We start from the raw sequence: 13,041 nt of genomic DNA on the forward strand, positions 1-13,041 counted from the left end.
ATGTGTTAAACGCAATGGTCCCTGCCTGTTACAGCATATCCCGCTTGGTGTGGATAATTGCTAGCTGGATATTAGGAAAATAGCGCTTCACTAATTTTGATACTTCGTCGCCGTTTATGCTGTTGTCGCTCACAGTACACATCAAGATTATGTGTTTTACCTACTGCGCCATGAAACACCTTTTCAAATTGCGTTGTGAGCTTTATCCAGTTGTAAGCTTGAATGTTTAATCGTTGCAAGATGGGCGCTTCATGTTCTTCTATGTAGCCACGTTTGTCTAAGCGAATACATTTACCTGTGAGCTCAACAAGCTGTAAGTAAGATTTAAGTTCGAATGGCAAACCCTTTGGTATATGTTTTCTGGGACTACCCGCAAAGCGTGCAAGCTGTTTTGGTTGTTTACCTGCTTTTGCATGTTGGCAACGTAGTTTAATACTGGTATGAGCTGAGTCTTCTGGTGTTTTTGCCATCTCCGCCCTGATAGGGTTTAAATCTATATAGGCCATACAGGCCATTAGAGCCGCGTCATCTAATAGCGCTTAGCTTTTGAACCGCCCTTCCCAAAAATGACCTGTGCATTTATCTTCTTTATTCGCCCTGCGCGCGATGTTTTCATTAAGGACACGCATAAACCAACTGATGCTTGAGAGTCTGTTTCTGTATTCTTTTATCTCTTTGTCTAAAAAGAAGCGCTGACCTTCATCTAAGCACTCTCCTTGTAAGTACATCAGAGCACGCTTTGAGCCTTTAAACAGCTTGTGCCAGCGTAGTAACACCGCTTTGTCACTCAACCTCTGTGCTTTTTCAGCATCTATATACAACACTACATGGGTGTGATTACTCATGACTGCAAAAGCACACACATCGATGCAAAACACCTTCGCTAAGAACAGTAAACGCTGCTCTACCCAGCCGCGGCGATGTTCATATGATTTACCCGTCAGCTTATCTTCTCCGCATAAAAATGCGCGGCGAACACAGCGTGACACACAGTGATAATAAGGTGTATCTGACAAACTGATTTGCCGCTTCCTTGCTAATCCCATCGTTCACTCCTTGAACTTAGAATTGATTATAAAATTGAAGAATTAATAGCTTAGACAAGACAGCTAAAGTTTCAAGTGGGAGTGACTGTCCATGTTACTATGATTGCCACAGGGGTAAATAGTGAAAACTATTGATTTAGAGAGCTAGTAATAAGGTTTAGCTTAATGAGAGAGTTGGTACAGAATTAGTATAGCTTTAGAGGGTATAGATGAAACGAGTGTTGGAGCTAGAAAAATTGGTGTTTGAAGTGACTTACAAATTTATAGTGGAAATCATACTAAATATACAAAAAATAATTAAAACAACAAGATATGGTAGTAAAAAATTAGTAACCCAAAAAGAAAAGTCAAAAACATAACGATTCATTTGTACTGGTCAACTTGACACGCTTCGTGCCAATAACAGACTTCAAGGCATGAATCTGAAACTCTGTTGGGTGACGCCTTCGGCTTAACCAACCTACCTTTGATGTAGGTCGGCATAAGGCGCGCAGTGCCGCCATCCGACAGAAATTATGAATTTACTCAGAAACAATGCGACTTACCGCGTTACCCTAAACACTCTTTTATAGCTTTAGTCATTTCTAAAATTTCAGGGCCATGCAAACCCAGAGTATTACGATTAAGGTTAGCAGCCTTCATGTTTTCAATATGCCTAAGCCAAGTCTTATGGTGATGCTCATTTCTTCTTATAACACTAATTCTAGATTCTTTTGTTTTAATTTTCGTCCAGTTATCATGTTCAGAGTCGATATAGCGATGATAAAGGTAAGAAACGAGAAAAGTAGCACCGATAGTTGTAAGCTGCTCCCCCCCTTCAAACGAAAAAGTATGCCTATGAAATTTAGTCACCATCACTTTCTCCAACTCAAGAGCTTCAATTATTATTTATCCACGCTATCCATAATTCTTTTAAGTAGCTTTTCTTGCTTTCCTTCCAACACATCAATAAGCTGCTTCGAGAGTTCAGTTATATTTTTTATCATCTTTTTATCTGCTCCATAAGCTTTCCAATGAACTGGCAAAACAAATGGTTCAAATCTACTTTTACCAGCCACATCTTCTACGTAAAGGACATAGCCATTTTCAAATGGGTCATCACCACTATGAGCCGCAAGGTTATGCCTCATTCTTCGTAACTCATCATGAACCACAATGTATTGCTTAGGTACAAGCTTCCTATTTAACTGAACTCCATGTCGCCCTTTTGTATCGGCGAAACACTTCCAGTAAGTCGTGAGCATTGACACAAATAAACTGTGCAGGATTGTTTTATTTTCAGGTGGTTGAATCTTTCTATCAAGCAAAGTCATAGCAATGTTTCCCCAACTCAACACACTTGCCAAATCAGCAATGATCAACTTATGGCCAATGTAGCTTTGAGATAATCTATCACCTAGGACTCGGGTTTTAAGGAGTTTTCTACGGTACGTCACTTTGTGAACTAACTGCCCTTTATCAGAATCAAAGAAAGCTTTAACCTCAAAACCTCCAATTTTTTCGTAGTACACTGAAACTCTCCTTTGGTGCTTACAAATTACTCCCATAGCCCGTGCGATTACTAGTTTCCCGCACTTGCTAAAACCTGTTTATATTCGTCAAACATTTCTTTGAAATTAAATGCCGATTCAGGATGGCTTAGCATGTACACCTCATTAAGCCCTGATTTTGAGCTAAGGTGAAGTTCTCCATACTGAACAACAGGAATTTGATAGTTGTCTGTATAACGTTTATCTCTGCTGCCATCTTTATTTGACATTGCCCAAGTATGATCAACCACTTCAGCATCACTTGGTACGGATTCACTTTCTATAAAATTTGTCAGAGTAAATTCTACATCAACGTCAAGTAAATCAATCAGAGCGAAGTCATCGCCGCTATCGACAAAGAGAAACTGAGGAAAAATATGCAAATCACCACCGTTAGCATTTTCTAAATGAAGTGCTTTGTAGTCACATTGTATTTTGCTGTTGCTTGTTCTCTTTAAACTGATCTCTTTGCGCTCAATGACATTGTTTGCAACCGTTCTTTCTGCAACACGATCTATCGACTGCGATGTTGTAATATCCCATACTTTCTTTATGTTAAGAACCTCTGAGAATCTATCATCAAGAGTACCAAAAGCGGCTTCAAGCTGGTCAGTCAGCTCAACTTCAAGCCCCAACGTGTGATTTTCATAGTCTTGCTCTTTTTTCCTTAGAACCTCGCTAGTTTTTGCTATAGCTTGTTTTTTTGATTCGATCTTACTTTGAAAAAAAAGTTTTAGAGGAAACCAATTAATCCACGAAAGCTCCGACTCCTGCTTTTTAAGCTGTTCGTTTGTGGCTTTGATTTCACTTTCGAGTTTACTCTTGCTACCCTCAATTTCAGTGAGAGTAGATTTGAGCTCATTCAAACTCTGTGATGACAACCTTCCTACTGCTTTGCTTTTGAAGTAAATCTTATCGAAATTATTCATACTCTTCCCTTTGAGACTACCTTTATATTAAAGTCAGTATATGCTTAAGGGTTAGATCTTGCGTTCTGTCATAGAACTGAGTATTAGCAAGTCAAAAAGCAAAACTTGACCCATTATTTAGTCTTTAAATTATGTTTAAAATTAAAGCACCCTCAATCAAATGTTCTTCGCTATTAGATCTGCTTTTAAAAGTCCGCCTTTGGTGAAAAGCTTTGCAGAGAATTTGGGATTTCGCCTAGATTTATATGCGTCTAAGATACGCTTAAGCCCTTCAGCTTCTAAAAGAGAAATATTAACCTCTGTATCCATTTCTGCGCTTTCTACAAAGTCATCAGAAAAAGTGGGAGCAACAATTAATACCTGAGCAACACGTTTCCCTGCGGACTCACAACGATTCACATAAGCCTTCACTTGCCTAGAGGTCGTTGAATACTTTGCAAAATCACCATTTTTACACGTTTTAACTTCACCAACGATCACATCGTCTTCACTCAAAGAAATCAGCACGTCAGCTTTGTCTTTCGATGTGTTGACCACTCTTCTCAAGTCTTCGTCTACTGCAAGTCCAAGCTGTTCAAATATAGCTTTAGTCACTTCTTCAAACTTGAAGCCAATATCAGTCTCGGCAATATCAATATTACTTGCTTTCAAAGATGCTAAGTCTCTACGAGCAAGTGCTGAATAGTTGTCTATCAGTTTGTCAGTCGCATCGGCAAAGCTATTTAAGATATTTAGACGTAAGTTTCCGCGCTTCTTAATACCCATACTTTCTACAACAATTTTGACTTCTTCATTGGTTAACATATAAAGAATGTCATATGGAGTGATGCTAAGCCCGCGCAGCTTTTCTACATCGAGCTCTTCTTGCTCTTCAAGTTCAAATTCATATCTGAGTACTTTTGAAAGCATGGGGAAGTGATTCTGAAGTGCAGAAAAAAGCTCTTTGAAGCCTGTGGCGCTGAGCACATTAAATTCATGCTCTGCACAGTTATTTAGAGAGTCTAGTATTATGCTTATTCTCTCTTCAAGGGTGCTGCCAAGCTTATCCAGATCCAATTCTAGATCTTGTATAAGAGTCTTTAACCTATCTTTCCTTTCATTGATGGTAACTTCATCACTAAATAGGTCATGCTGTAAGATTTGTGTTACTGGAATACCAAGTTTCATGATGTTTGAAACTTTCTCTTTACGCTCGACGCCTCTAATTTTTTTTCTGTGGTTTTTAAGTACATTCGATAACTCTGCGTCACTAAATGTTCTGAGAATCCTTAACAAGTGTTTATCTGCTAATTCTTTACCTTGAATGCGATGCATTAAACTCACAATTTCATCTGGAACATATACTGTTTGTAACTTTTTACTAATGAACACCAAACCAATTTCTCGTAGTTCATTCAAAGCTTCTTGAACGCCCCCCTTTGGTATCTTATCTACCAGATGCTCAATTCCAGCTTGATCATCTGCCGTTACATCCAACTGTTTAGCAAGCACATTGAGAATACCTCTTTCGTCATCTGTTATTTTGGCTTCTCTATTAATCCGCTCATCGTTAGAGTGAGCTTCGCTAAAGCATGCATAATAGATTCCCAGCCGTTTAGCGTCACTAAATGACTCACTGTCATCTGCCAGGTCGATCTCAGCTTTCAACTCAGTTGAGCGGCGATTAATGACTTTCCATTCTTTAGCATAAAGTGATTCTACCCAAGTCACTCTCGCTATACTGTTTCCATCTCGACTGAGTATATTCGTTAACAGAGTTGCTTGAGCCCCCAACATAGCTAGTCGTTCTCTCACGGCTTTTTCAAAGTAGGGTAGGATAATTTTAAATAGCTGAGTTATGTCAGTGCTAGAAGCATTTTTTATTTGTCCGTCAAGCTTGTTAAGTTGCGCCTCAATTTTTTTATCATGCTTAACCGCATCGCTACAAATACGGTCTACAGCATTTATAAATTTAGATTTTTCAACTTGGTTAACCAATGACAAAACATTTGATAATTTCATAAGCATCCTTGTTATTTATAATATTTTTTTATAGTTGGTCTGAAATTAACCATAGACCGCTAATACGTATACTGGCAAATAGTAACTACATAAATAGTTCATAAGAACTGTTATAAAGTACGTAACACACTCACAGAGCAATGACTTTGCCTAGCACAGCAAACGAAACCATTTGGTATAGTTGAGTTTTAGTTGATTAGTAGAAATAGACTATTGATTTAGAGGGCTAATAATATGATTTAAATAAGTTTAATGAGAGAACCGAAGATTAATAAAGCTTTAAAGGGTATAGATGAAACGAGTGTTGGAGCTAGAAAAATTTTTGGAGTTTGGGTGGTAGTCTTACCAGCCACATCCCGGCACACAAGTCACAAGCTGTGGCTGCTCCCTTCCGGGCCTGACCAGATTCACCTGCTATTGTTGCGAGAGGACCAATAAGACTACCATTGAGGGCCTTGTTTGGCGCGGGAGGGATTATCTCTACTTTCGGGTGCAGTTTCAAGGGAAAACTAGGTTAATTAAGCCAACTGCTTAAACATCCAGCAGTTGGCTGTTGGAGTTGCTACTTATTGAGCGACTTTTGCAGGGCTTCTAAGCGCTGTTTTACTTTCTTCATGTTTTCAGGACCCATACGCAAAAACTGTTTTTGCGCCTCAGATAGCTGCTCCCATTCAGGATAAGCATATCGATATGTCACAGAGTCTTTGATAAGCGGAATATTACTCTCTGGGATCGGTGTGTTTAAAAGCTCGGTGATGGCTTTATCCAAAGTCAGGTTAAAGTCATCTCCATCGTAACCAATTTCCTCATAGGCTTGCGATATTAGCGGCTTAAACTTATCAAATAGGCGTACTATCTGAGCGGTACTCATACTTGATAGCATATCAACGTATGGTGTGTAACGCTCAAAGCTGTTTGGGTCAGTCACCACAATGTCGCCTTCAAGAGCCATAAATGGTTCCTGAGGTTTTTTCACTGGCATATGCTTTTGCGCAACTTTACCTTTGGCGAGGTTATCAACAAATACCACGCCACGGCGAACCATGTCGTCACTCACCAACAGCGCCAAGGCTTTTTCACTCATCATCTGCGCCACACTTTGCTTAACGGCTTCATCGCTGCTATCAAGCGGTGGGAGCTCTGGGGCTTCTGGTGTTGCCGTGCGCACGTCTAATGGCTCTTCGTTGCGCTGTGCTTGCGGCGGTTGTTCAACGGGCTCAGGGGCACTGTCCTGTTCAGGTTCTTCCTGTTTTGATTGTGCGGTATTAATCTGTTGCGAGGTTTGCTGCTGTTGCTTTACCACGTCCTGCGAGAACTTAGCGTTTTCTTGCTTTTGTTCATTTTGTTTTGATAACACAAAAGTTACCACTATCACCAACGCCACCAGCACGCTGGCCGCCAGTAACAACTGACTGCGTGACGGACCCTTTTTGTGAGTATGCTCCGAACTGTGCTCTGACATAACCGCTCCATAAAATTAGCTTGAAAAACAATATTCTTTTTGAATATTTAAAAATTAAAACATAAAGTAAAAGTGAAAGCACTTATACTGCGATGATAGCAGGACTATTATCTACTGATGAGCAATATAGTAAAAAGTTCATTATTTTTCGAGGATATATGAATTTAAAGCAACGTAAAGCTAATCGCCCAAAGGTGGCCTTGCTGCTAACGGGAGGTGGTGCCCGCGCCGCATATCAGGTTGGCGTGCTCAAAGCACTGGCTCTTAGTATGCCGCGCACAGCGCCGGTTCCGTTTCAAATCATTAATGGCACCTCCGCCGGGGCCATAAACTCAGCGGCGTTGGCCTGCTATGCCTCTTGTATGCACCTTGCGGTACGTAAAATTGAATGGGTATGGAAGAGCTTCCAATCGCATATGGTGTATCGTAGCGACTTTCTAGGCTCATTTGGCTACCTTATCGCCAATGCCATGCGTAGTTTTCAGTCAAGCCATCTAAATCATCCACCTGCAAGCTTGCTTGATAACTCACCGCTGCGCAGTTTACTCAGTCAAGTATTAGATTTAAGTCGGATTGAGCGCAATATACACAAACAGTTTATCGATGCTATCTCTGTCACCGTATCGAGTTATTCAACTGGCCGCTCGGTGGCTTATTACCAAGCCAAAAATGCCGAAACCTGGCAACGCGCAAAACGTGAGGGTGTACCTGGCAGAATTTCATTAGATGTGTTGATGGCCTCCAGTGCCATTCCTATGGTTTTCCCCAGTGTACGGGTTAAACATCATTACTACGGTGATGGCTCAATTCACCAATTGTCACCGCTGAGCCCTTCTATTCATTTAGGGGCAGAAAAAATATTTGTGATTGGTGTAGAGCAGCCAAAAATACGCGCACCGCTAGGCTATGAGCCGCATTTCCCAGGTATGTCTGCAATTGCTGGTCACTTGCTCGATAGTGTCTTTAGTGACACGCTACAGTCAGATTTGGAGCGACTACACCGCGTCAACCGCACCATTAACTTGTTACCATCCAAAGACAAACACAAAGAGCTCAAGGCCATCGAAACATTAGTGATCAACCCTACGGTAAACTTCAGAGACATTGCCGAACAATATTATGATGATATGCCGCTGGCAATTAAGTTACTGATGCGTACTTTGGGTGTAAAACGCCACTCCAGCTCAAGTTTAACCAGCTATCTATTATTCGAGAAAAGTTACACGCAACATCTGATAGAAATTGGGTATCAAGACGGCATGGCTAGGCTTGATGAAATACGGGCATTTTTAGACTTAGATGATAAGTAACGGCTAACCATTTAACAAATACTGCTCGGCACGCTCTACTCTTCTAGGTTTACCTTTTAGCAGTAAGACATCATTGGCATGTAAAACCATACTTTGTACGGGAGCAGACAGCTCCTGCCCCCCTCGACGCAGTGCCGTGATCACCACTTTTTGTTTGTCTAAACTTAATTGCTCAATGGTCTTATCAACCGCGAAGGCTGACTCAGGCAATGCTAATGCGTGGAGGTACTCAAGCCTATCTACGTTGGCCTCTAATGGGTCTTGCTCATCTCCGGCAAAAAAGCCGTGTAAGTATTCATAGCGATTATGGCGCTCTTTACTGACTCGCTTGAAAATGCGCCGCATGGGCACACCTGACATATGCAACACATGCGACACTAGCATCAAACTGGCTTCCAACGCTTCTGGCACAACTTCGGTAACACCAAGCTCTTTTAGCGCATCAAGGTGACTATCATCGGTTGAACGAGCCAGTATTTTTACATCGGGTGCAACACGTCGTATCGCGTCGATGACCTCATGACTTTGATTGAAGTCTGAGCAAGTGATGATCACCAATCTGGCTTTATCCACATTAGCTGATTTTAGCAGTGCCGAAGAGCCCGAATAACCAAACATCACGGGCTCCCCTGCTGTCTGTGCTTCTTGTACTAGATTCGGGTTGCGCTCTATGGCCAGATAAGGAATGGCTTCGGGTTTTAAAAAACGGGCTATTGTTTGACCAACTCTCCCATACCCTAATATAACTACATGATCACTTAGCGTTTCACTATTGAACAGCTGGCTGTAGTCATTTTTATGATGGCCACCGTTAATATTGAGTTTTCGTAAAATCACAGGCGTTCTATCGATTAAATAAGGAGTAATAGCCATTGATAACACGCCTAAGGCCACCAAAAATGAGGTACTGTTTGCATCAAGTAAATTGTGCTTACTTGCTAATGCCACCAAAACAAACCCAAACTCCCCCATCTGCCACAACAATATTCCCGTTGCCATCGCATCTTTTTTACGCTCACCCATTAGCTGAGCAAGCAAAGCGATGATAAGCACTTTGAATAACAACAATGCCCCCAAAGCCAAAACGATATACCCTATTTTGTTCGCAACATATGGCACATTGAGCTGCATTCCGATAGTGACAAAGAATAACCCCATCAAAATATCACGAAATGGTCTGATCTCGGCCTCAAGCTGGTGCCGATATTGACTCTCACCAAGCATCATACCCGCTAAAAATGCGCCCAAAGCCATAGATAGCCCAAACAAGTAGGTCAACGCCCCTGCACACAAGGCAACCACAATAGTGGTCAGCACAAACAATTCATCGGTGCGCACCGAGGCGACTTCATTAAATATTTTCGGCAGGCACCACTTACCAATCGCCCAAAGCAACAAACATACAAATGCCCCTTTTGCCAAAGCAAAGGCCAGAGCACCAACTAATACCTGATTTTCTGATTGAGCGATCAGCGGAAAAGCAATTAATAAAGGTACCACGGCAATGTCTTGGAACAGCAACATGCCAATAGCCAATTGCCCTCTGCGTAAGTTTAAAGTGCCGCTTTCTTTGAGTATTTTGACTACCACAGCAGTTGACGAAAGCGCCATTAAACTGGCAATTACAAAAGCGCTTAACCAATCATAGTTAAGTGCTTTGACAGCAAACATTCCTACAATGGTGGTTACTAACACCTGTAAACTGCCAAGACCAAACACCAAGTTACGCATTGCCATGAGTTTTGGAACTGAAAACTCCAGCCCTAAACTGAACAATAAAAACACAATACCCAGCTCGGCGATAAAGTGCATCTCATAGCTGATACTCATCCAGCCAATACCATAACCACCAGCGAGCACCCCAGTCACTAAATAGGCCAAAATTGCTGGCAAGCCCACACGCTTAAACAACCACACCAAAACCGCAGCGGCAAGCAATAGGGCAAAAACCTCGGCAAAAATGTTCTGCAAGTGGCCTCCAAAGTGTCAAAAATCTGGGAAATAGCGAAGACGCTTGTCATTAAATATAGCAAGCAATTGTTTTTCAGCCAGTTTAAATTATTGGCACATTTTTCGCTTAGAGTAAGACAATAGTAGTACTTAGGGGAATACTGAATGGAAAATGTCCATATTTTGGCTCAACGCGTGTCAACACGCGGCGATTATTTGCCGTTCAACACCGAGCAATATACAAACCGTGAGGCGGATCCCATCCATAAACTTGTGGAGCAATTACAAACCACGCTTCATATAGATGAGTTGCTGACTGTGTTCGCCGAACACGCGCAACGCATTATTAAGTTGTCTGGTTTACAGTTTCACTCATCACTGGGTGTGGCACAAATGTACAATAGTGACAATCAGCATATACCGTTTAAGTTCGATCTTGAGTTAAACGAAGAGCATCTAGGCCAGCTTGTTTACTTTTGTCAGTACCAAATAAGCGATGCAATCAAAGCAAAGCTATGCCGCTTACACTGTGCACTGCTATACCCGATGCGCAATGCGTTGACCTATAACAGAGTATTAAAGCTTGCAACGAAAGATTCTTTAACGGGTCTTTATAACCGCAGCCAATTTAGTGATAGTTTGGCACAGCGTATTGAACGTACTCGCCGTTTGCAAAGCAATTTCAGTTTAATGTTGCTGGATTTGGACAATTTCAAACAAGTAAATGACCGCCATGGCCACAGTGCTGGTGATGATGTGTTAATTAAATTTGCTGATATCTTAAAGCAATCGGTACGCAGTACTGATACGGTATACCGCTTTGGTGGCGACGAGTTTGCCATCATAATTGACGACCCGCAATTTACTACCAATAAAGTGATTGCAGAGCGAGTTATGCATACGGTTCGTAAATGTCATTTACTGTCTAAATTTGGTGTTACCACCAGTATTGGTTTTACACTATCCAATATACAAGATTGCGAGGCGAGTATTTTTGCTCGTACCGATAAAGGCTTGTACAAAGCTAAAGCGCACGGGCGCAACTGCGCACGAACCAGTTAATCATTTTTAGCAGGCTCTGCTCCTTGAGCGGAGCGCCCCTAGCGGAGCCTGCAATTTTCTAATTAACCACAGTGTCTTTTAGAAATGCTAATCGGTAGATGATTAGTGCAATAGCAAAGCCAAAGAAGTAACCATTTATTACCCAAGCCAACGCTATAAAATTATTCAACTCACTCAATATGATCAAAAGTAATGGCATTAGTAATGCGAAAATAAAAAAGCTGCCACCTTTTTCATGCCAATAAAGCAGAAGAAGTGCTGTACTTATCGCACCAAACAACAACGCAAACAGAAGGTTTGCCAACAGTGGCGCCCCATCGATCACACCTAATAACGCAAACAAAGCAATATTAAGCAATAACGCCCAAGGCGCTTTACTTGCCAACGATTTTCCGATTTCTTGACTATTCACTTCTCGTTACTTCCCATTGTATACCTTGCTGTGGTTCGTACAGCGTATGTTCCAAATAAAATCCTACTACTTGCACCAACTGCTCATTATAATAAATCAGGGGTACGTGAGCACGTTGCCAACTGGGTACACCCGCTTCTTTAAGCCAGTGCTTTAGTGTATTGCGGCCCGGTTTATTCAACGGCCTTATTTTGTCACTCATACGGCCAAACACAACCGAGACTTGCTCATTTTCAGTGGGTAAGCGCACTCCCGGTCCAAATATGGCCTTGAGCATTTGCAAATCATCTATTGCTACGCAGTTTAGGCCAGTAATGACTTGCGACTGTGGCGTTATTTTCGGTGTGACCAAATATAAGTGCTGTCGATACCGCTTAACCTCGGCTTGCCCCATAACAATACTAAGTTGAGCATCTTGTTTACTGGTAAAAGCTTGATGTAACAACTGCTCCAATACCACCTTAGAGGGCATATTCATGCTATGGCTTTGCAACCAAGCTCGCACTACATTGGCTTGCCTAGCCTGACTCAGCTTTGACAGCGCCACAAGATTTAAGGTGCGCTCAGCCGTTTGACACAGTTGTAAATCTTGTGCGGTGATTTCATCAATCAACAATTGCTGTTGCTGTAGTAACTCAATACTACGCAAAGCACTGCTTAAAAACCCTTTAAAACGAGATTTAAGCAGTGGTAATACTTGGTTTCTAAGAAAGTTACGATCAAAACGATCATCTTGATTGGAATAGTCTTCGATGTGGGAAATAGCAAATGTTCTTGCAAACGCTTCAATATCTTGTCGGCTCACACTGAGCAATGGCCTAATACACTGACGCCCCGATTCAAGCTCGGCGCTTTGACGCATTGACGCCAAGCCACTTAGTCCTGAGCCACGCTTTAATCTAAGTAAGAATGTTTCCAGTTGATCATCACCATGCTGCCCTAATACCAAGAGGCTATCTTCGTGTGCAAGTTTATCCAACGCGGCATAACGTGCATCGCGAGCTTGTGACTCCAAACTGTGCCGTGCTTTTTGTTCGATAACCACCGAAGTGGTTTTAAACTCAACATGTAAAGTCTGACAAAGACGCTCACAAAACTGCTGCCAGGCTTTTGAGTCGGCTGATAAACCATGGTCAATATAGATAGCTTCTATGCGCAGATCAGTTTGTTGTGCACATAAAGTATGGCAAAGGTGGAGTAACACCACAGAATCAACGCCCCCCGACAAGGCTACGCTCATGGGCCGTCGATGAGGGTTTAGCGTATTAACCGCTGATAAAAACTGTTTATATAGCGTGGTATTTTTCATAATTCACAACGTAAAAAAGCCGCACATAGCG

At 41.8% G+C, this 13,041-nt stretch carries 10 protein-coding genes, 1 other RNA gene and 1 pseudogene; 2 read left to right on the plus strand and 10 right to left on the minus strand.

Features of this window, described 5'->3' with window-relative positions:
* Positions 1 to 71: 71 nt before the first annotated feature.
* The 7 genes and pseudogenes from BIW53_RS16175 to BIW53_RS16205 form a co-directional block, all read right to left on the minus strand.
* A pseudogene (locus tag BIW53_RS16175) lies at positions 72 to 1,046 on the minus strand (transposase).
* Between the two features lie 549 nt (positions 1,047 to 1,595).
* Complete coding sequence (locus BIW53_RS16180; RefSeq protein WP_070993087.1) at positions 1,596 to 1,901, minus strand: hypothetical protein; 306 nt, start codon at positions 1,899 to 1,901, stop codon at positions 1,596 to 1,598.
* A 29-nt stretch (positions 1,902 to 1,930) separates the two neighbouring features.
* Positions 1,931 to 2,557, minus strand: a complete 627-nt coding sequence (locus tag BIW53_RS16185) for a hypothetical protein (protein WP_070993088.1) — start codon at positions 2,555 to 2,557, stop codon at positions 1,931 to 1,933.
* Between the two features lie 50 nt (positions 2,558 to 2,607).
* Complete coding sequence (locus BIW53_RS16190; RefSeq protein ID WP_070993089.1) at positions 2,608 to 3,504, minus strand: hypothetical protein; 897 nt, start codon at positions 3,502 to 3,504, stop codon at positions 2,608 to 2,610.
* Between the two features lie 156 nt (positions 3,505 to 3,660).
* Positions 3,661 to 5,505: a hypothetical protein gene (locus tag BIW53_RS16195; RefSeq protein WP_070993090.1), complete on the minus strand. Its 1,845-nt coding sequence runs from the start codon at positions 5,503 to 5,505 to the stop codon at positions 3,661 to 3,663.
* A gap of 340 nt (positions 5,506 to 5,845) precedes the next feature.
* An RNA gene (ffs, locus tag BIW53_RS16200) (signal recognition particle sRNA small type) lies at positions 5,846 to 5,942 on the minus strand.
* A gap of 125 nt (positions 5,943 to 6,067) precedes the next feature.
* Positions 6,068 to 6,967, minus strand: coding sequence for a DUF3014 domain-containing protein (locus tag BIW53_RS16205; RefSeq protein WP_070993091.1), 900 nt, complete (start codon positions 6,965 to 6,967; stop codon positions 6,068 to 6,070).
* 158 nt (positions 6,968 to 7,125) lie between these two features.
* Between BIW53_RS16205 and BIW53_RS16210 the strand changes: the two genes are divergently transcribed.
* Positions 7,126 to 8,277, plus strand: coding sequence for a patatin-like phospholipase family protein (locus BIW53_RS16210; RefSeq protein WP_070993496.1), 1,152 nt, complete (start codon positions 7,126 to 7,128; stop codon positions 8,275 to 8,277).
* Positions 8,278 to 8,280: 3 nt separating this feature from the next.
* Here the strand turns inward: BIW53_RS16210 and BIW53_RS16215 are convergent, their stop codons facing one another.
* On the minus strand, positions 8,281 to 10,248 hold the full coding sequence (locus BIW53_RS16215) for a monovalent cation:proton antiporter family protein (RefSeq protein WP_070993092.1): 1,968 nt from the start codon (positions 10,246 to 10,248) through the stop codon (positions 8,281 to 8,283).
* Between the two features lie 144 nt (positions 10,249 to 10,392).
* Between BIW53_RS16215 and BIW53_RS16220 the strand changes: the two genes are divergently transcribed.
* On the plus strand, positions 10,393 to 11,289 hold the full coding sequence (locus BIW53_RS16220; RefSeq protein WP_070993093.1) for a GGDEF domain-containing protein: 897 nt from the start codon (positions 10,393 to 10,395) through the stop codon (positions 11,287 to 11,289).
* A gap of 58 nt (positions 11,290 to 11,347) precedes the next feature.
* Here the strand turns inward: BIW53_RS16220 and BIW53_RS16225 are convergent, their stop codons facing one another.
* Together BIW53_RS16225 and tilS are read right to left on the minus strand one after the other, a co-directional pair.
* Positions 11,348 to 11,701, minus strand: a complete 354-nt coding sequence (locus tag BIW53_RS16225; RefSeq protein WP_070993094.1) for a hypothetical protein — start codon at positions 11,699 to 11,701, stop codon at positions 11,348 to 11,350.
* On the minus strand, positions 11,694 to 13,010 hold the full coding sequence (tilS, locus tag BIW53_RS16230; RefSeq protein ID WP_070993095.1) for a tRNA lysidine(34) synthetase TilS: 1,317 nt from the start codon (positions 13,008 to 13,010) through the stop codon (positions 11,694 to 11,696). Before tilS ends, BIW53_RS16225 begins: the two co-directional genes overlap by 8 nt.
* Between the last annotated feature and the right edge of the window lie 31 nt (positions 13,011 to 13,041).

The sequence above is a fragment of the Pseudoalteromonas byunsanensis genome, assembly GCF_001854475.1.
Lineage (GTDB): Bacteria > Pseudomonadota > Gammaproteobacteria > Enterobacterales > Alteromonadaceae > Pseudoalteromonas > Pseudoalteromonas byunsanensis.